Source organism: Clostridium sp. USBA 49 (assembly GCF_900167505.1).
GTDB classification, from domain to species: domain Bacteria; phylum Bacillota; class Clostridia; order Clostridiales; family Clostridiaceae; genus Clostridium_AT; species Clostridium_AT prolinivorans.
In genome coordinates, this window is record NZ_FUYD01000008.1 from 20139 (window position 1) to 40100 (window position 19962).

Below are 19962 nucleotides of genomic sequence, written 5' to 3' on the forward strand. Positions count from 1 at the left end.
TATGGTTAATTAAATTTTGTTTTATAAAACTCATCAAGAAAATTATTTAATTTTAAATATATATCCTCTTTATCAGCTTTTTTTAAACAATCAATAAAGTCAGGTTCTTCAATTAGTTTTGTACTTAAAAATCCCATAATATCTAGATGCATTTTATTACAATCTTTTGGTACTAACATAATAATGGCAAGATTTATATTTTCATATTCACCTTCTGTATTTATTACAGATAAATGTTCTTTTAGCCTAACTGCACCAAAAATTAATTGTTTTACTCCTGATGTTTTACAATGAAGCAGCATAGTTTCAAATCCTGTTAGAATTGTACTTCCTATTTTTTCTCTTGCCATTAAATCTTTTTCAATATAATCTTTATTATTTGGGGAATCCCCAAGTTTAAAGCTAACTTCTTTTATAATTTCATCTATATTATTAAAATTATTATAATCATATACAAAAACATTATCTAAAATTTGCAAAATGCCTTCTGTGTAAATGTTAATCTTTGATAACTTATCCTTTAAATTCGTTGAATCTTCTTGTATTTTATTTTTATTAATTGGAGTATTTTTAATCTGTTTCATCAAATTATCTACTAATTCTTTATCTTTTTCAAAAAACAATGGATTTACTATTGCTACTGGAAGTTTTGTTGTTTCAATAGGTACAGTAGAAATAATAAAATCTATACCTTTATTTATAAGAAAATCTTCATCTATATTAATTGAAGATATAATATCAATAACTTTAATATTGTCATATTCCTTTTCAATTCTTGCTGCAAGAAGTCTTGATGTCCCTATGCCTGTGGTACAAGAAATCACAATTTTATAAGTTCTTTTTACGGATTTCCCTTTTTCTAACACTGCTCCTAAATGCATAGCAATATAAGCTATTTCTGATTCAGGCATATTGATATTATATTTTTTTTCAACTGGTTCAACACATTTTTTAGCTAATTTAAAAATCTCTGGATAATGTTCTTTAATTTCCTTAAGCAGAGGATTTCTAATATTCATTTTCATCTTTAATCTATTTATTGCTGGTCCTAAATGATTAGTAAGCCATAATATAGACTGCTCATTGTATTCTAAAAAGCTTCCAGTTTCAATTTCTGCTATTTTAATCATTTCTTTAGCTAAACTTTCAAGTTCATTATCTGAATTTTTACCTTCAAAACTTTTTGAACCTCTTAAATGCATAGTTATATAGCCTACTTCATCTTCTGGTATTTCTATATTAAATTCCTTTGATATTTTTATAGATAAATATTTAGCTATTTTAAACTCATCATATTTTTTAAGTCCTTGTAAAAAAACTTTATCCATTCTTATTTTTTCATCTTTTTTTATTCTTTCTATAGCAAGAGCTAAATGAACAATAAGAGCAACACATGCATTATCTGCTAATTTATAATTAAATGTATTTTCTACTTCAAATATCAAGGTTTCTAATTTCCTAATTATATCTTTATCTATAAAATTTAATAATTTTTCTCTTGTATTTACATATACAGATAAATTTTCTCTAATCAAATCTAAAAGTTCCACTTCATTCATATTTTCATAAATTAAATTAACTATAGCTTTTCTAAATTCTTCTTCTTTACCTTCAATATATACTCCAACCCCTGGTTTTCTTATTAATTTTAATTTATAATCTTTAAGCCACTTTTCAATTTTATCCAAATCATGACTTACTGTTCCTTCGCTAACATTTAAAGATTTAGTAAAATTAAAAAGCTTTATAGGTTCCTTTTCATTAAGAAGTTCTGATAAAATAATAATTTGCCTTTCTTTTGAAGAATAATTTTTTATCTCTTTGTTTTGTTCTAAACTATTTAAAACATTTTTTCTATCTTCATCTTTTCCCTTTAGCTTTATACCCATGCCTGATTTTTTATCCAAACTGCAATTATAAGCTTTAAGAAAACCTTCTATATCTTCAAGTTCCCTTAATACTGTTCTAGAGCTTATTCCTAATTTTTCAGCTATACTAGATACAGTTATATATCTATATTCACTGCATATTATTTTTAATATTTCCTTTTGTCTTAGTGTAATTTTTATTTTATTCATGCTTAACCACCTTATTATTAAAAGGGGTAGCAGCGGATATTACTCCGCCGCCTGCCTATTTATTTTTAAGTATTATAACAATCTTTTTACTAATTCATCATATTCTGGGCTGTTCATAAAATTCTTTATAGATATATGCTCTGCATTTGGAGCTTTTCTTCTTGCCCTGTCAGTTAAACTTTCATGAGTTATAACTATTTCTGCATCAGATGGTACTTCATCTACCGCACAGTGAACTACTTCTATATTAAGTCCAGCTTTTTTAAGTTTATTTCTTAATGTAGTAGCTCCCATAGCACTAGAACCCATTCCAGCATCACAGGCAAATATTATTCTGCTGACATTTTTCTTTGCTGACACATTTGACACATTCTTTAATTCTTTAACTTTATCTTTAGCATCAGTTAGTTCTGAATCATCCATCTTATCTGCATTTTTCTTAACAAAGTAAGATGCTACTAAGAAAGATACTACTGTTGATACAGTAACTCCAGCTATTACTCCAAAATAACTTCCTTTAGGTGTCATTGTTAATAGAGCAATAATACTTCCTGGTGATGGTGTCGCAACAAGCCCAGCTCCTAAAATGCTAAAGGTTAATACTCCACTTGCTCCACCTGCTATTACTGCTAATAATAATGCTGGATTCATAAGAACATATGGAAAATATATTTCATGTATTCCACCTAAAAAGTGAATTATAATAGCACCTGGTGCTGACTGTTTTATCATACCCTTTGCAAACATCCAATATGCTAAAAGTATTCCAAGCCCTGGACCTGGGTTAGTTTCAATTAAGAAAAATATAGATTTACCAAAATCCTTAGCTTCTTGAATTCCTATAGGTCCTAATACTCCGTGATTAATAGCATTGTTTAAGAAAAGAATTTTACCTGGTTCAACAAATATAGAAGCTAGTGGGAGTAACCCTGCATTTACTATTGCCTCAACTCCAGATTTTAAAATATTATTTAATCCTTGAACTACTGGTCCTATTCCTAAATAAGCAATCAATGTAAGTAAAGCTCCAATAATTCCTGCTGAAAAATTATTTACTAACATTTCAAAGCCTGCAGGTATTTTTCCATCTATTGCCTCATCAAACTTCTTTATAATAAAACCTGCTAAAGGTCCCACAATCATTGCACCTAAAAACATTGGTACACTAGCTCCAACTATAACTCCCATTGTAGCTATAGCTCCAAGTACTCCACCTCTAACTCCGCTGACAATCTTACCACCAGTATAACCTATTAAAAGTGGGAGAAGATAAGTTATCATAGGTCCAACTAATTTTGCTAAATTTTCATTTGGTATCCATCCAGTAGGAATAAATAATGCCGTTATAAGTCCCCAAGCTATAAATGCACCAATATTTGGCATAACCATACCGCTTAAAAAACGTCCAAATCTTTGAATTTGTTCTTGAGTCTTTCCCTTTTTAACTGCTGCATTAGTTTGTAGATTTGCCATCTTACTTCCCTCCTATTTTAAAATTATAAATTATTTAGTATAATTATTATTACGTCTTAACAAATGTTTGCTAATTAGATTTTTCGTAAATAAAATATTATGATTGTTATTAATATAAATGAATAAGGCTTTCTGCAGAACTCCTTTTCTTTATCTTGATTTTATTATATATTACAAATCGTTTTCATTCAATTTAAACATACACGACATTAGTCCACATCTATTAGTGACAAAATTAAATATTAAAAAAATAAAAAACTGAGATATCTCAGTTTTTTTATTTTACAAAACTTTTCTTAAAAAATCTTTTGTTCTATCTTCCTTAGGACTTTTAAATATTTCATCAGGGGTTCCCTGCTCAAGTATTTTCCCTTCATCCATAAAAATAACTCTATCTCCTACTTCTTTTGCAAAACCCATTTCGTGAGTTACAACAACCATTGTCATTCCCTCTGAAGCTAATTCTTTCATAACATCTAAAACTTCCCCTACCATCTCTGGATCAAGAGCTGAAGTTGGTTCATCAAAAAGCATAACATCTGGAGACATAGCCAAAGCTCTTGCTATAGCAATTCTCTGTTTTTGTCCTCCTGAAAGTTGTGTTGGATAACTTTGAGCCTTATCAGAAAGTCCAATTCTTTTCAATAAACCATAAGCTATTTTATCAGCTTCTTCTTTAGAAACTTTTTTTAACTTTCTTGGAGAAATAGTTATATTATCTAAAACTGTCATATTAGGGAAAAGATTAAATTGTTGAAAAACCATACCCATTTTTTGCCTTAATATATTTATATTAGTATTTTTATCTGTAATAGATGTACCTTCAAATATAATTTCTCCTTCAGTTGGTTCTTCAAGACGATTTAAACATCTTAAAAAAGTACTTTTGCCAGAACCACTTGGACCTATAATAACAACTACTTCACCTTTATTTATTTCAATATTTATATCTTTAAGTACATGAAGTTTACCAAAATATTTATTTAAATTAGTTACTTTAATCACTAGTTTTCATCCTCCTTTCAATCCAGCCCATAAGCTTTGAAAGAGAAAAAGTCATAACAAAATATACAAATGCACCTATTATTAAAGGCTCAAAAGCTCTAAAAGTATTACCCCTTACTGTGTCAGTATTATACATAAGTTCTTTAATTCCTATAACTGAAACAACTGAGGATTCTTTTATAACAGTAACAAATTCGTTACCAAGTGCAGGAAGTATATTCTTAATTGCCTGTGGTACTATTACATATCTCATAGCCATACCATAAGGCATTCCAAGTGAACGTGCTGCTTCCATCTGACCTTTGTCAACTGCTTGGATACCAGCTCTTATTATTTCAGAAACATAAGCTGCACTATTTACTGCTAATGCAATAATTGCTGAAGGTATCTCTGGTAAATTTACTCCTATAATATCTGGTAATGCATAATATATAATAAAAATTTGGACCATAAGAGGAGTCCCTCTTATAAACTCAACATAAGCTGCTGCTATAAAATTAAATATTTTAATTTTCGATATTCTAAGAAGTGCAAGGAAAAGACCTAATATGCTCCCAATTAAAACAGTAAAAAAGGCAAGCATTATTGTAAATTTTGCACCATCTATAAAAAACATATAATATTTAGGCAAAAACGAAAAATCCAAATAAGTTCCTCCTATCTTTTTTATTTATTTATTTAAATATAATTAAAATTTAATCTACAGATTATTATGCTTTAGATTATTATGCTTTAATCATATTATAATATTTATTTAAAAACTACTTTAATTAACCATATTTAATTCTTATGTTAAATATAAATAAACATAAAAGTAGGTTAGGCATTGCTGCCTAACTTTTCTAATATTAATTTAATATTCTATATTCTATTTTGATTCAAATAAGTTTGTTGCTTCAGTAACTAATTTATCTATAGTTTTATCTTGTATAAGTTTTTCTATTGTTTTGTTAACCTCATCTACAAGTTCTTTATTTCCTTTTTTAAATGCAACTGCTGAACCTGCTTCTTCAGTTTTTAAATTTATATCTGATATTGCTAAATCGCTATTTGCAGAAACATTAGATTTAGCAACTGGCTCTTCTATAATTGCTGCATCTATTTTCTTAGTTTTAAGTGCTAAAGTTATATCTGAAATTTTTGAAAGAGCTTTAGCTTCAGAATTTGGCATCTGTTTAGCTGCAATTTCTTCTTGTATAGCACCCTTTTGAACGCCAACTTTCTTTCCTTTTAGATCATCTATAGATTTAATTTTATCTTTATCTTCAGCTCTTACTACAACCTTTTGAACTGCAGTATAATATACATTAGAAAAATCAACACTCTTTTTTCTATCTTCATTTGGAGTCATACCAGCTAATACCATGTCTATACTTCCAGCTTGAAGAGCACTTAAAAGCCCTTTAAAATCCATTTCTTTTATTTCAAGCTCAACTCCTAAATCTTTTGCAATAAGCTTTGCAATTTCTATGTCAAAACCTACAACTGTTTGTTTGCCATTTTCTTCTTTAATAAATTCATAAGGAGGATAATCTGGACTAGTACCTAAAACTATCTTTCCTTTTTTCTTTATTTCATCTAATTTACTTTCTGATTTTACTTGTTTATCTGAGTTTGTATTATCACCAGCAGATTTATTACTTCCACATCCTGATAATCCTACTGTTAAAATTGCTGTAAGAGCAAATGCTGCCAATTTAAAATATCTCTTTTTCATTTAAATTTGACCCCCTGTATTTAGTGTTAGATTTATATATTTATTTTGTATTTTTCATATTTCACGAAACATTATACACGTTTTTTTATAATTATGCAATTAAATTTTTATTTTTTTATTAATGTCTATAATTGCTTTATGATAATGCCCTAATATACAACTATTTCCATTAATAGCTGAACAAAAATATAAAAAAAGCACCAGTAAAGCTACTGGCAATAGTATAAAAATTTTAGAACATTTTATTGATTTTAAAATTACTGATATTAAATTTTTATTTTTTTATTTATGTCTAAAAAAATAAAAATTGGTTAAAACTATACATAAGAGTATTTTGTATAACTTTATTATTAAATTACTTTGATTATATTACTTATACTTTTAAAACTAACTTGATATATTTTTATATTTACCTATTTTATAATAAATTTTATTTAATATTACCTTAATTAAAAGTGAGGTCTTAGTTATGAAAAATTTTTTAATAGCAGCCGCTGTAGATATAATAATTATTATGGCTTCATACTTTTTGTTTAAAAATATAATAAGTGGTCCAACAAGACATAAAATTTATGAAAAATTTCTTAGTTCCTTTGCAAAATTTGTTATTATTATTTTTTTAGCATCATTGGCTATAACTGGCATTGCAGCATTTATAATGTATCGTACTAGATACATTCAATATATAAACATTATAGCACCTGCTCTTGTATCAATTTTAGTGGGATTTGTAGTTTCTACAGTCCCTACAAAAGGTGCAGGAGATAAAGATAAAGTAGAAAAACAAAAATAAATTAGATTCCCCCTTTAATTTTTAATAAGGTCTATGGTATTTTTTTCATAGACCTTATATTGTATTTTTTATAAAAATCTCTTGATTTTTTCTCATTTTCATAATATAATACTTATTGTACTTCGGGGTGTGGCGCAGATGGGAGCGCGCGTGGTTTGGGACCATGAGGTCGCAGGTTCAATCCCTGTCACCCCGACCAAAATAAATGAGTTATCATACGATAACTCATTTATTTTTTTATATCTTCTATATTTCTAAATAATTTACAGAAACTATCTCATAAATTCATAAATCAATTGGATAATTGCCTATATATTTTATTAATGAGTTATAATCATAAATAAACATATAGTTTATTCTTATGTTTTTACCTTTTTTAAATCTTTGTTGAACTTTTTTTTATTTTTAAATATAATTATTATATAAATCTTATCGGGGTGTAGCGCAGTTGGTAGCGCGCGTGCTTCGGGAGCATGAGGCCGCAGGTTCAAATCCTGTCACTCCGACCATTATAAAATTTTTCCATCCCATCTATCAGTATGTTCTTTAATTTTTTCTTTTACGTGTTCCCCTATTTCTTTGCTTATTTTTCTATTTAAAACTAATTCATCAATAGATAAAAATCTATCTTGATTTATAAACATTTTAAGCTGTTCTTCACTAAATCCCTTTTCTTTTGCTAAATCAAAAGCTGTTTTATTGTTCTTTTGTGCTTCTTCTATTTCAGAATAAGTAGCTCCTATTTTATTTAATAAAACCTTTTTTGCACTTTTTGTTATTTTAAGTTCTTCATTTTCATAATTACATGGATTTTCTTCTTGAAAACACTCATTTTTATCTTCTTGATAATACTGATTTTTTTCTTCTTTACATTTCATAAATTTATAAATGGCACAAGCAGCAGCGCTTATTCCTATAACAGCAAATGTTCCTGCAACTATATCATCACACAAATTTTTATATTTTCTTTTCATGTTAGTAATCCTCCTATTTTATATAATCTTAGTATATAAAATTTTTAATATATAAATTTTATTACTTCTTATTAATTTAATGTATCCAAATTAAATCAAATTAATGTACTCAAATCATATTTATAATTTTAATAAATATTTTTCATATAATTTAAATAATTATTTTAAAAAATATAAAAATATTTCATATAAAAATAAAAGCCATACATAAATTAAATAAAATCTTTTATGCATAGCTTTTATTTTTATATCACATAAATAATAATTATTAATTAATTTTTTTATAAAAACAAATATTATTTTAATATTATTTGTTTTTATTATTTTGATAATTTTTTGCTTCTATATAAAAACTCATAGCTTTATAGCAGCCTGCCATAACAGTAACAACTACAATAAAAATTACTAGAGCTATTATAAATACCATATTTCCCCCTAGAAATTACAATTGTTATTTTATTTAATAAAATATGTCTTAATATAATCTATGAAATAATAGGGAGAATGGCTATCATTTATTTTAAATATAATTACAAATATTAAATTATTTATTGTATTATTATTTTTCTATTTTTCTTTCTATTTTTTCTATTTCTTCATCTGCCTTTCCTGCAGCTTTACAAAGAGCAGCTGCAAAAAAACCAATTATTCCGCCAACCATAATTAACAATACAGTTCTCATAAAACTCACTCCAATTTTAAATTTATAATAATTATTATTTATTATTTTTTATTTTTTTATACATTTATTTAGATTATCAACTTTTTTATATGAATATATAACATACTAATAAACTTATATATATATTTATATATATTAACTATAAAAGTTAAATATAGTCTAATAAAATAAATAATATAAGTAGGTGAGTTATTTTTCTATTACATCAATATATAGTAGTCAACATTTAATAAAAAGACTTTTTGTGATATAATCATGCTATTGCTATACTAAAAATAAAATTATATAATAACTTTATTTTTAGATCTTTATATAAATATAGGAGGTATATATGTTTGATAATATAAAAGCTGCTATTTTTGATTTAGATGGAACTTTGATTGATTCCATGTGGCTTTGGGAAAAAATAGACTATGATTTTTTAAAGCTTAGGGGATTGCAAGTACCCTCCGATTTATTTGATAATATAGCACATTTAAATTTTTTAGATACAGCAAAATATTTTAAAAACAGATTTAATTTAAAAGATGATGTTGAAAAAATAATGAATGAATGGAATGAAATGGCCTATAATGAATATGCACATAATATTAAACTTAAACCTTATGCAAAAGAATATCTAAATTTATTAAAAAGTAAAGGTATAAAATTGGCAATTGCAACCAGCAATCATCCAAAACTTCTTGAGGTAGTTTTAAATAATAATAAAATATATGATTATTTTGATGCTATTAGTACTACACTAGAAGTTAAAAGGGGTAAAAATTTTCCAGACATTTATCTTCTTTCTGCAAATAAATTAAATGTTAGTCCAAATGAATGTGTAGTATTTGAAGATATAGCATCAGCTATTAAAGGAGCTAAAGCTGCTGGTATGAAGGTTATAGGAGTTCATGACATTCATTCAGAGCATCAAATTGATGAAATTATTAATCTTGCAGATCATTTTATTTATAAATATGAAGAATTAACTAAAGTAGTATAATTTTAATAATTTGAGCAACCAATAAAAATCTATTGAATATACTATAATAAAAGCTAAATAAGGAGATAGATTTTATTGTTTACATTTATTTTAATATTAATTTTATGTGCCTTTTGCTTTATAATTTATCAGTATTTTTCTAATAAAATAATAATGTATAAAAAACAAATTATACTTCTTACTTATGAGAATGATAAATTAAAAACCAAACTTAGAAAAATTTCAGAATCCAAAACTTTTTCAAATGATGAAGATAAAGATATCTATGACATAGATTCTAATCAGGAGTAGTAATTATGGAAATTATAAATTATATTGATAATATAAAAATTTCATCTTTATTTAAAAGTTTCACTAAAGATGATTTAATTAACCTTTTTAGTAAAATACCTTATGAAATAAAAAAATATCACAAAGGAGATATTATACTTAGCGAAGATGATTCTTGTGATACTTTAAATTTAATCCTTGATGGAATTATAGAAATACAAAAGATAGATTCAAGTGGTAAAGTATTATCTATAGCAGAATTTAAAAAGGGAGATATATTTGGAGAAATGCTAATTTTTTCAGACAAAAATACTTCTCCCATAAATGTTATAGCCAAAAATAATACAATAGTTTTACATATAAATAAAATTTCAGTTATAAAACTTTGTCAAAGCAATTCTGAATTTCTTTTAGAATTTTTAAGAATTTTATCTAATAAAGCTATGATACTAAATTTAAAATTAAAAGAAGTAACACTTAAAACTATAAGACAAAAAATTTGTGAATATATTTTAGCTCAATATGAAAAACAAAATTCTTTTGAAATAAAAATTAATATGACAAAAAAAGATTGGGCCGATAAGATAGGTGTTCAAAGACCTTCTCTTTCTAGGGAGCTTATAAAAATGAAATATGATGGAATTATAGATTATGATAAAGATATTATAAAAATAAAAGACTTAGAATTGCTAAAAAGCTTTGTATAATTTTATAGCAAACTTACAAATAAAAAGCTGAAACTTTATATTATTTTAAAAGTTTCAGCTTTTTATTTATTCTTCAAATTTAAAATTTTTTAATTTGTCCTTAAATAAGTCTCCCAAAGTTACTTCTTCTGATTTATCTTCGAGAAATTCTTTAATTTCTTCTCTTTCCTCATTGTTTGCTGCTTCTTTGATACTTAAGCTTATTTTTTGAGCTTTTTTATCTATAGATAATATTTTAACTTTTACCTTTTGTCCTACTGAAAGTACAGATGATGGTTTAGTAATTCTTTCTTCTGATATTTCTGATATATGTACAAGGCCTTCAATTCCTTCAGAAATTTCAATAAAAGCTCCAAAATCAGTAAGTCTTACTACAGTTCCTTCAACTATATCATTTACTTTAAATTTATCTGACACATTGTTCCAAGGATTTTCTGAAACTTCCTTAAGTCCTAATGAAATTCTGCCTTTTTCTTTATCAAAATCAATTACATAAACTTCTACTTTATCTCCTACTTTTACCACTTCAGAAGGATTTATAACTCTTTTCCAAGAAAGATCTTGATTATGAATTAGTCCATCTACTCCCCCTAAATCAACAAAAGCACCAAATTTTGCAAGCCTTGTAACAGTTCCTGTTCTTTTTTGTCCCTTTTCAAGAGAAGCCCAAAGCTTTTCTTTTTGTGCCTCTATTTTAAGCTTTTCTACTTCTTTTCTTGAAAGTACAACCTTTTTCTTATCTTTATCTATCTCTATAACCTTTACCTCTAATGTTTTTCCTAAAAATTTTTTTAAGTCTTCAACATACTTTAAAGAAAGCTGTGAAGCAGGTATGAAAGCTCTTACTCCTTTTATATTTGCAATAACTCCACCTTTAACAACTTCATTAACTTTAACATTTAAAGTTTTACCTTTTTCTAAAGCTTCTTTAAGCTCATCCCAAACCTTAATTTCTTCAGCCTTAACTTTAGATAAAGTTACATTTCCTTCTCCATCATTAACTTCTAGTATATAAACATAAATCTCATCACCAGGTTTTACAGATTCTTTTAAATTTATATCCTCTTCATAACTAAACTCTTCTTTTGATATAATTCCATCGGCCATATAGCCTATATTTACAAAAACTTCATCATTAGAAACTGAAATTACAGTTCCTTTTACTACATCACCTTTTTTTATTTTTTTCATGGAATTATTTAAATCTTCCATAAAATCTTTCATTGATTCCTCACTCACAGCTTTTTCACTCCTTAAATTCGTTTAAAAATTTATTTATTATAAATATTTAAACTTAATTTAAATTTTTTAAAATTATTATCTTATAATATACTTTCTATGAAAGATATTATATTTTTAGTAAATTTTAGTCCTTCCCTCACATCATCATCTTCAGCTATTAATGGATCTTCTGATGGATATCTTGTTTCTATATAGTATCCATTTAAAATTGCACAGTCCTTAATAAATTTTCTAAATTCCTTATTATAAAAAGCTGCTTTTTTACATAATTTAATCAAACTATGCCCTTCTTGAAAAATTCCTGTTTTATAAATTAAATATCCTTTTAAATATTTTTCTACAGCCTGCTGAAGGTGAAATAATACTAATCCATTGTCTGCATTGTTTTCATAAAGTATTTTAGCCGCTTTTAAATCCTTTTGTGCCGTATTAAACCATTCTTTATATTTTAAACTATCGACCATATATAATAATTCCCTTCCTGTATATCAAATTGGCAAATGTAGTCGTATCTTCTTTATAAACTTCCCACTCTTCTGGTCTATATAATATAAAATCTACATCTCTTTCATAATCTACATTAATTAATAGTTCTGTTAATAGCTTTTGTTTATCTTCATAATCACAAATTATGCATAAATCAATATCACTATCATCTCTAGCACTACCAGTAGCACAAGATCCAAAAAGAATTATTTTAAATGGATTGCAAATATTAATTATTTGATTTTTAACATTATCTATTTCTTCTTTAAATGGTACCATATTTATCAGATCCTTTTAATATTTATGTTTATAATTATTATATCAAATTTATTAATTGATAAACATAAATTAACAACTACATTATTAGTAAAATAAAATCCAATTTTCTTTTATTCCAATACAACTTTACCTTCTTTTAAAACTATATTTATATGAGAACCTTCTTTAAACTTGCCACGAAGATAACATTCAGAAATTTCATCTTCAATATATTTTTGTATAGTTCTTCTTAAAGGTCTTGCCCCATATTTTTCGTCATATCCTTCTTTTATTAAAAAGTCTTTTACTTCTTCAGAAACATTTATAGTTATATTTCTTTCTCTTAACTCTTCTACAACTTCATTAATCATTAAATCCATAATTTTATAAAGTTCTTCCTTTGTAAGAGATTTAAATACAATTGTTTCATCAACTCTATTTAAAAATTCTGGTCTAAAATATTCTTTTAATGCTTCTTTAACTTTATTCTCAAGTGCATTATAGTTATCTTGTGCAAAACCAATACCATTATTTTTAAAATTAGTCCCTGCATTAGAAGTCATTATTATAATTGTATTTTCAAAATAAACAGTTCTTCCTTGACTGTCTGTAAGTCTTCCATCTTCAAGTATTTGAAGAAGCATATTAAATACGTCTGGATGTGCTTTTTCAATTTCATCTAAAAGTATAACTGAATATGGTCTTCTTCTTACTTTTTCAGTAAGCTGACCTCCTTCATCGTATCCTACATATCCAGGAGGTGCTCCTATAAGTTTTGATACAGTATGCTTTTCCATATACTCTGTCATATCCATCCTTATAAGAGCTTCTTCATTTCCAAAAAGCTCTACTGCAACTGCTTTTGCAAGCTCAGTTTTACCCACTCCAGTAGGCCCTACAAATATAAATGAAGATGGTTTTTTCTTTTTCTTAAATCCTAATCTATTTCTTCTTATAGCTCTTGATAAACTTACTATAGCTTCATGTTGACCTATTACACGCTTATGAAGCCTATCTTCTAAATTTAGAAGTTTTTCTGCTTCTTCTTCAGTTATACTCTTTACAGGAATTTTTGTCCAAGCCTCTATAACATAAGCTATATCTTCAACAGTCAAATAAACATTATCACATTCTTTTTCAAGACTTGCTATCTTATCTTGAAGTCTATACTTTTCTACTCTATATTCTGCTGCTTTTTCATAATCAGTTTTCTTAGAAGCTTCTTCTATTTTATCTTCAATATCTTTTAATTCTTCTTTAAGTGCTTTTAATTCAACTAATCCTTTATTTTTTAGATTTGCTCTAGAACTTGCTTCATCTATAACATCTATAGCCTTATCTGGAAGAAATCTATCTGTAATATATCTTTCAGAAAGATTTGCTGCAGCTTTGATAACTTCATCTGTTATATGAACCTTATGGTAATCTTCATAATAATGCTTTATACCTTTTAAAATCTCTATTGTTTCTTCTACCGTAGGTTCTTCTACAATTACAGGCTGAAATCTTCTCTCTAAAGCAGAATCTTTTTCAATATATTTTCTATATTCCTCTAAAGTTGTAGCTCCTATTACTTGAATTTCTCCACGGGCTAAAGCTGGTTTTAAAATGTTTGCTGCATTCATAGCTCCACCTTGAGCTTCTCCAGCACCTAATATATTATGGACTTCATCTATCACTAATATTATATTACCATTTTCTTTAGCTTCTTCAATTATAGATTTCATTCTACCTTCAAACTGGCCTCTAAACTGTGTTCCAGCAACTACAGCAGTTAAATCTAACAAATAAACTTCTGAATTAAAAAGTTTTTCTGGAACTTCTTTAAAAGCAATTCTTACAGCCAGCCCTTCTGCTATAGCTGTTTTACCTACACCAGGCTCACCTATTAATATAGGATTGTTTTTAGTTCTTCTATTTAAAATCTGTATTACTCTATCTATTTCACGATTTCTTCCTATAACTTTATCTACCTTATTTTCTAATGCCTTTGTTGTAAGATTTATACCATAAGTATCTAAAAACTTTCTCTTTCCTTTTGGTTTTTTAACTTTTTCATCATCTTTATCTCTTTTTAAAGAACCAAAGAAAGGATCTTTTTTATTTTCTTCCTTTTTTTCAATTCCCATAGGTTCTGGAAAAGCTCCATTTATAAGTCCATTAAATATATCGTTATCTGCCAGTTCATCTATATTCATATCTTTTAACATTTCATTCATTTGTTCAGATAAATTTTCAACTTCCTCTGGGCTCATCCCTGTTTGCGCCATAAGCTGATCTATTATTGGAAGTCCCATTTTTTTAGCACATGGAAGACATACCCCAATGGTTTCAGTTTTTCCATTTAGTGTTCTTGTTGTAAATATTGTAGCTATATTTTTATTGCAAATTGAACATAATTTCATAGTTTACCTCTCTATATTTTCATTTAATACTTTATTATGATATCCAAATTTTTCAATGTATTTTTATAATAAAATAATAATAATAATCTCATATTTTTCACAATAATAAAATATATTCATTTTATTATTATTATTTTATTAAATTTAATTTTTCATTTTAAATATCTATAATAAATAGTATACTATCTTATATTATAATAATTTTCAATAAATTATCCAACAAAAAATTTTTATTTATTATATTTAGTTTTTTATTTTTTTGTTAATTTTAGCTTGTGAACTTACCCCACCCACAAGGGTATGGGGCTTCCTGCTTCTTAGGTCTCGCAGCCTACTATCTCCATAGGCTTAATTCCGATAGTCCCTACCGTATTTATCTACAGGCTTACGCCACTTCTATTTTAGTTCCTTTAGACCTTGTTTAAGAATGCTCTTACTTGCATTTATGTCCCTATCGTTTTAATTCCACATTTAGGACATAGCACAAAATGACTTTCTTTATACCTACATCAATACCTATTGCATTAGAATTTTGAAGTAGTTTTTACTCTCAACATTGGTGCAACAAATAGAAACAAAGTACTTATAAGTGAATAATTAAAAATATAGCTTAATTACTAATTTTTAGTAAATTTTCTATCATAATAAACAATTTAAAATCATAAATTGGTATAATATTAAGTTAAGGGAGTATCAAACTCCCTTAACTTAAAGTTTTTCGTCCTCAACTACAAATATATGAAGTTTTACAGACTTAATTATAAAAATAAAAACTAACAATAATATTATATTTTTTCTCTATTTTTAATAATTATCCATCAATTATATTTTTAACATAAATGTTATTAAATTTTATAATATAATTAACCCACAATAAACTGTAAATTAATTCCCACTAATATTTATAGTATTTCTAAATTTCTATTATATCTAATATAATAGTAAACATTTATAATAGTAACCATTTAATAAAAAAACTTTTTATTAAATAATCATAATATATTTATTTATAACAAAAATATATTGTTTTTTTCGCATTCAGCAATTATATCATCTGTCCATACAGACGCTTGTACTTCTCCAATGTGTGCCTTTCTTAAAAAGAACATGCATATTCTTGACTGACCTATTCCCCCTCCTATAGTAAAAGGAAGTTTTTCATTTATAATAAGTTTATGATATTCTAAATTTAATCTATCTTCACAATTTGAAATTTTTAATTGCCTTAAAAGTGCATCTTTATCAACTCTAATTCCCATAGAAGAAACTTCAAAAGCTCTTTCTAAAATAGGATACCAAAATATTATATCTCCATTAAGGGACCAATCATCATAATCTGGTGAACGTCCATCATGTTTTTCCCCTGATTTTAATATATCCCCTATTTTCATTATAAATACAGCACCTTTTTCTTTAGCTATAGCATCTTCTCTTTCTTTTGGAGTTAATTCTGGATATCTATCTTCTAATTCCTGTGTTGTTATAAAATAAATATCTTCTGGTAATATTTTGCCAAAAATAGGATAAATAGAATAAACATAATTTTCAGTTTCTTTAAAAACCTTATAAATCTGTCTAACAACATGTTTAAGCATATTTTCTGTTCTATCGGATTTTGATATAACTTTTTCCCAATCCCATTGATCTACATATATTGAATGAAGGTTATCAAGGTCTTCATCTCTTCTTATAGCATTCATATCTGTATATAAACCTTCTCCAACATTAAATTTATACCTGTAAAGAGCCATACGCTTCCATTTTGCAAGAGATTGTACTATTTCTAAATTATTATCTTCTATAGATTTAGCATCAAAAGACACAGCTCTTTCTACGCCATTTAAATTATCATTTATACCCTTCCCGCTTTTAACAAAAATTGGTGCTGATACTCTTGTTAAATTTAATTTTTCAGAAAGTCTTTTTTCAAAAAAATCTTTTATAGCTTTTATAGCTATCTCTGTTTCAAGTAGATCTAAATGCCTATTATATTCTTTTGGTATAATTGTTTTCCCTGCCATTATTTCTGCACTCCCTTAAACTTTATATCTTTTAATTATAATATACTTTTTATAATAAATACATATATTTTTATAAATGTATTTATATTTTAAATTGCAGTATTAAATAAATAATTATTTCAATAATATTTAATAAATATTTAAAAATCATATATTGTAAAAAATATATTATACTTGCATTATACAATAGATTTTATAAAAAATTATTGTATATTTATTTAAAATAAAAAGAACGGCAATATTTTTAAATTTAAACCGTCCTTTATAATTTATATATGAACATTTATTTATTTATTTTTAATATATTTTAAGCTTTTTAATACTTTTAATTTTTAAAATCTTTAATTTATACAATTTTTATTATTTATAATTAGTATTCTAGCTATATTTTCAGCAGCTCTTTCTAAGTTTTCACTGCCTTGCTTTAAAGCATCTTCTATAGAGGAAGCTCCGGGCATTATACCTATTATTGAATTTATGCCTTTATCATAAAGCACTTCTATTCCATCTCCAATTCTGCCTGCAAAAGCTATTACTGGAATTCCTAATTTTTGCGCTGTCATTGATACACCGTAAGGAGTCTTACCAAATATAGTTTGGTGGTCTATACTTCCTTCTCCTGTAAATACATAATTTGCTTCTTTTATTTTTTCTTCAAGATTTGTATATTTTATAACAAGTTCTACACCTCTTTTAAGCTCTGCATTTAAAAATGCCATAAGTCCTGCTCCTAAACCTCCTGCAGCACCAGCTCCAGGAATGTTTTCTATATCTTTACCTAAATCTTTTCTTATTATTTCTGCATAGTGAGCAAGATTTTTATCAAGCTTTTCTATCATTTCAGGAGTTGCTCCTTTTTGAGGACCAAAAACATATGAAGCTCCTTCTTTACCAGTTAGAGGATTAGTTACATCACAAGCTGCTTCTATAATAACATTTTCAAGTCTTTTATCTAATCCAGATAAATCTATTTTGTAAAGTTTTTCTAATGCTCCTCCTCCAAATTCAATTTCATTTCCTTCTTTATCTAAAAGCTTTGCTCCAAGAGCTTGTATCATTCCTGCTCCGCCATCATTTGTAGAACTCCCACCTATTCCTATAAGAATTCTTTTTACATTTTTATCAAGTGCTGCTTTTATAAGTTCTCCTGTGCCGTATGTTGTAGTTAAAAGAGGATTTCTTTCTTCTTTTTTTAACAGATGAATTCCACTTGCGCTTGCCATTTCTATTACAGCAGTTTCTCTATCCCCTAAAATTCCAAACATAGCTTTAACTTTATTACCTAAAGGTCCTGTAACTATTGTTTCTATTATTTCGCCATTTGTAGCATCAACTAAAGATTGAACAGTTCCTTCTCCGCCATCAGCCATTGGAACTAATACGCATTCAGCATCAGGTATTACTTTTTTTATTCCTTTTTTCATAGCTTCTGCTGCTTCTTTAGCACTCATACTTTCTTTAAACGAATCTGGGGCCAAAACAAATTTCATAATTCTGTCTCCTTTCAATATGCCTGTAAAAAATAAGCTTATATATTTATTTTAATAATCCATATATTATTGTTGAAATTATTGTCATGGATAATCCTATTAAAGATTCATAAGGTATAAGCTTTAATCTTTCTTTCATATCCATAAATACGCTCCCACCAGTTGCATGAAAAAAACTTCCATGTGGTAAATGGTCAAGTACTGTAGCTCCTGAATGAATCATCGCTGCAGCTGATAATGGCTTAACTCCTAAATCAAGTAATGTTGGTCCAAATACTTGACTTCCAACCGCTGTACCTGAGGTTGTTGATGCTGTAGCTCCTGACATTAATATACCTGCTATTGGTGCTAATGCAAAAGCTGGAAGTCCTAAAGTATTTAATCCATTTATAATAACATCCTTTAATCCTGAATTTGATATTATTCCTGCAATTGCTCCAGTACCAAGAAGTAATATAGCTACCCCACTCATTCTAGCTAAACCTGCAGTTGCATATTTGTTTATGTTTTTTATTTTACCCATAGCTAAAGCTCCAATTATTCCACCTACCGGAAGTGCTATAAGAGGATCTATACTTATATTAAATAATGGTCTTAATGCTAATAATAAAATTGCTACTAATGGCCCCACTATGGCTCCTAAAAATCCTGGTTTTTCTTCAATATTTATTTCAACTTCACTAATTTCTACTTTTGAACCTTTTCTAGCTAGTTTTTTAGCTATTATACAAGTCACTATAATTCCTGCAATTCCAGGTATAATTCCTGCTGCCATAACTGAAGTTAATGGAATTTTAAAACTATCTGATGCTGCTATAGCATTGGGATTTGGAGACATTATGTTTCCTGCCTTACCTCCTCCTATCATAGCAATAAGTATTCCAGTTTTAGTTAAATTAGCTTTTTTAGCAATAGCCATTGCTATTGGTGCAACTGTTATAACTGCTACATCTATAAATACTCCTACTGTTGTTAAAACCATAGTTGCTATAGCTAATGCTATAAGTGAATTAGATTCTCCAAGTTTGTTTACTATCGTTTCAGCAATTTTTCCTGCAGCACCTGATTCAATAAGAACTCCAGCAAGCACACCAGCAGTTAATATTCTAAGTACTGCTGTAATAATTCCTTTGGCACCATCTAACATCAAAGTAACAGTTCCTGAAACTCCAGCTCCTCCAACTATTCCTCCAATAATTGCTCCAAGTATTAATCCATATACTGGATGAACCTTTTTAATAATTAACACAATTGCTACTATTAATCCTATTATTGCTCCTAAAGCTGTAACTGTAACCTGCATATAAAACTTACCTCCTCTTTATTTCATCTGTAATAAAACAGTATGATTACGATTACGATTTAAATTATAGATA

Annotated in this window: 18 protein-coding genes and 2 tRNA genes; 6 read left to right on the plus strand and 14 right to left on the minus strand. The window is 26.9% G+C overall.

Annotated features, from left to right (window positions below; translation table 11 throughout):
- Positions 1-5: 5 nt before the first annotated feature.
- From B5D11_RS08575 to B5D11_RS08595, 5 genes are all read right to left on the minus strand, one after another.
- Positions 6-2078 carry a BglG family transcription antiterminator gene (locus B5D11_RS08575; protein ID WP_078682629.1) on the minus strand — a complete coding sequence of 691 codons (2073 nt, stop codon included), beginning with the start codon at positions 2076-2078 and terminating at the stop codon, positions 6-8.
- 72 nt (positions 2079-2150) lie between these two features.
- On the minus strand, positions 2151-3551 hold the full coding sequence (locus tag B5D11_RS08580; protein WP_078682630.1) for a PTS mannitol transporter subunit IICB: 1401 nt from the start codon (positions 3549-3551) through the stop codon (positions 2151-2153).
- Between the two features lie 282 nt (positions 3552-3833).
- Positions 3834-4556, minus strand: a complete 723-nt coding sequence (locus B5D11_RS08585; RefSeq protein ID WP_078682631.1) for an amino acid ABC transporter ATP-binding protein — start codon at positions 4554-4556, stop codon at positions 3834-3836.
- Positions 4549-5202, minus strand: a complete 654-nt coding sequence (locus B5D11_RS08590) for an amino acid ABC transporter permease (protein ID WP_078682632.1) — start codon at positions 5200-5202, stop codon at positions 4549-4551. Before B5D11_RS08590 ends, B5D11_RS08585 begins: the two co-directional genes overlap by 8 nt.
- A 222-nt stretch (positions 5203-5424) precedes the next feature.
- Positions 5425-6273: a transporter substrate-binding domain-containing protein gene (locus tag B5D11_RS08595; protein WP_078682633.1), complete on the minus strand. Its 849-nt coding sequence runs from the start codon at positions 6271-6273 to the stop codon at positions 5425-5427.
- 469 nt (positions 6274-6742) lie between these two features.
- Between B5D11_RS08595 and B5D11_RS08600 the strand changes: the two genes are divergently transcribed.
- The 3 genes from B5D11_RS08600 to B5D11_RS08610 all read left to right on the plus strand — a co-directional run bounded on the left by B5D11_RS08600 (position 6743) and on the right by B5D11_RS08610 (position 7575).
- Entirely contained in the window at positions 6743-7066 is a 324-nt protein-coding gene (locus B5D11_RS08600) for a hypothetical protein (protein ID WP_078682634.1), read from the plus strand.
- A gap of 123 nt (positions 7067-7189) precedes the next feature.
- Positions 7190-7265: transfer RNA gene (locus B5D11_RS08605), tRNA-Pro, on the plus strand.
- A gap of 234 nt (positions 7266-7499) precedes the next feature.
- Positions 7500-7575 (plus strand) — tRNA-Pro (locus B5D11_RS08610).
- Here B5D11_RS08610 and B5D11_RS08615 read toward each other — a convergent pair.
- Complete coding sequence (locus B5D11_RS08615) at positions 7576-8040, minus strand: hypothetical protein (RefSeq protein ID WP_078682635.1); 465 nt, start codon at positions 8038-8040, stop codon at positions 7576-7578.
- 559 nt (positions 8041-8599) lie between these two features.
- Positions 8600-8722 (minus strand): DUF3789 domain-containing protein, encoded by a 123-nt coding sequence (locus B5D11_RS12560; protein WP_127836985.1) that lies wholly within the window; start codon positions 8720-8722, stop codon positions 8600-8602.
- A 331-nt stretch (positions 8723-9053) separates the two neighbouring features.
- On the opposite strand from B5D11_RS12560, the gene B5D11_RS08620 reads away from it, so the two are divergent.
- The 3 genes from B5D11_RS08620 to B5D11_RS08630 all read left to right on the plus strand — a co-directional run bounded on the left by B5D11_RS08620 (position 9054) and on the right by B5D11_RS08630 (position 10684).
- Entirely contained in the window at positions 9054-9707 is a 654-nt protein-coding gene (locus tag B5D11_RS08620; protein WP_078682636.1) for an HAD family hydrolase, read from the plus strand.
- 153 nt (positions 9708-9860) lie between these two features.
- Entirely contained in the window at positions 9861-9998 is a 138-nt protein-coding gene (locus B5D11_RS12680; RefSeq protein WP_180376990.1) for a hypothetical protein, read from the plus strand.
- Between the two features lie 5 nt (positions 9999-10003).
- A complete protein-coding gene (locus B5D11_RS08630) occupies positions 10004-10684 on the plus strand; it encodes a Crp/Fnr family transcriptional regulator (protein WP_078682638.1) in 681 nt (226 codons plus the stop codon).
- Positions 10685-10750: 66 nt separating this feature from the next.
- On the opposite strand, the gene rpsA is transcribed toward B5D11_RS08630, so the two are convergent.
- The 7 genes from rpsA to B5D11_RS08660 form a co-directional block, all read right to left on the minus strand.
- The gene (gene rpsA / locus B5D11_RS08635) at positions 10751-11923 is read right to left on the minus strand and encodes a 30S ribosomal protein S1 (RefSeq protein ID WP_180376991.1); all 1173 of its coding nucleotides are present in this window, start codon (positions 11921-11923) and stop codon (positions 10751-10753) included.
- 83 nt (positions 11924-12006) lie between these two features.
- The gene (locus B5D11_RS12685; RefSeq protein ID WP_164850179.1) at positions 12007-12390 is read right to left on the minus strand and encodes a HEPN domain-containing protein; all 384 of its coding nucleotides are present in this window, start codon (positions 12388-12390) and stop codon (positions 12007-12009) included.
- The gene (locus B5D11_RS12690; protein ID WP_164850178.1) at positions 12380-12691 is read right to left on the minus strand and encodes a nucleotidyltransferase domain-containing protein; all 312 of its coding nucleotides are present in this window, start codon (positions 12689-12691) and stop codon (positions 12380-12382) included. Before B5D11_RS12690 ends, B5D11_RS12685 begins: the two co-directional genes overlap by 11 nt.
- A 110-nt stretch (positions 12692-12801) precedes the next feature.
- Complete coding sequence (locus tag B5D11_RS08645) at positions 12802-15075, minus strand: ATP-dependent Clp protease ATP-binding subunit (RefSeq protein WP_078682639.1); 2274 nt, start codon at positions 15073-15075, stop codon at positions 12802-12804.
- Between the two features lie 1007 nt (positions 15076-16082).
- Entirely contained in the window at positions 16083-17096 is a 1014-nt protein-coding gene (gene asnA, locus B5D11_RS08650; protein ID WP_078682640.1) for an aspartate--ammonia ligase, read from the minus strand.
- 341 nt (positions 17097-17437) lie between these two features.
- Positions 17438-18586: a glycerate kinase gene (locus B5D11_RS08655; RefSeq protein WP_078682641.1), complete on the minus strand. Its 1149-nt coding sequence runs from the start codon at positions 18584-18586 to the stop codon at positions 17438-17440.
- 46 nt (positions 18587-18632) lie between these two features.
- A complete protein-coding gene (locus tag B5D11_RS08660; RefSeq protein WP_078682642.1) occupies positions 18633-19889 on the minus strand; it encodes a GntP family permease in 1257 nt (418 codons plus the stop codon).
- Positions 19890-19962: the final 73 nt, after the last annotated feature.

Bases quoted from the DNA above. Each gene is read 5' to 3' on its own strand.
- B5D11_RS08575 (WP_078682629.1), bottom strand. From the start codon at position 2,078: ATGAATAAAATAAAAATTACACTAAGACAAAAGGAAATATTAAAAATA.
- B5D11_RS08580 (WP_078682630.1), bottom strand. From the start codon at position 3,551: ATGGCAAATCTACAAACTAATGCAGCAGTTAAAAAGGGAAAGACTCAA.
- B5D11_RS08595 (WP_078682633.1), bottom strand. From the start codon at position 6,273: ATGAAAAAGAGATATTTTAAATTGGCAGCATTTGCTCTTACAGCAATT.
- B5D11_RS08600 (WP_078682634.1), top strand. From the start codon at position 6,743: ATGAAAAATTTTTTAATAGCAGCCGCTGTAGATATAATAATTATTATG.
- B5D11_RS08615 (WP_078682635.1), bottom strand. From the start codon at position 8,040: ATGAAAAGAAAATATAAAAATTTGTGTGATGATATAGTTGCAGGAACA.
- B5D11_RS12560 (WP_127836985.1), bottom strand. From the start codon at position 8,722: ATGAGAACTGTATTGTTAATTATGGTTGGCGGAATAATTGGTTTTTTT.
- B5D11_RS08620 (WP_078682636.1), top strand. From the start codon at position 9,054: ATGTTTGATAATATAAAAGCTGCTATTTTTGATTTAGATGGAACTTTG.
- B5D11_RS12680 (WP_180376990.1), top strand. From the start codon at position 9,861: ATGTATAAAAAACAAATTATACTTCTTACTTATGAGAATGATAAATTA.
- B5D11_RS08630 (WP_078682638.1), top strand. From the start codon at position 10,004: ATGGAAATTATAAATTATATTGATAATATAAAAATTTCATCTTTATTT.
- B5D11_RS12685 (WP_164850179.1), bottom strand. From the start codon at position 12,390: ATGGTCGATAGTTTAAAATATAAAGAATGGTTTAATACGGCACAAAAG.
- B5D11_RS12690 (WP_164850178.1), bottom strand. From the start codon at position 12,691: ATGGTACCATTTAAAGAAGAAATAGATAATGTTAAAAATCAAATAATT.
- B5D11_RS08645 (WP_078682639.1), bottom strand. From the start codon at position 15,075: ATGAAATTATGTTCAATTTGCAATAAAAATATAGCTACAATATTTACA.
- asnA (WP_078682640.1), bottom strand. From the start codon at position 17,096: ATGGCAGGGAAAACAATTATACCAAAAGAATATAATAGGCATTTAGAT.
- B5D11_RS08655 (WP_078682641.1), bottom strand. From the start codon at position 18,586: ATGAAATTTGTTTTGGCCCCAGATTCGTTTAAAGAAAGTATGAGTGCT.
- B5D11_RS08660 (WP_078682642.1), bottom strand. From the start codon at position 19,889: ATGCAGGTTACAGTTACAGCTTTAGGAGCAATAATAGGATTAATAGTA.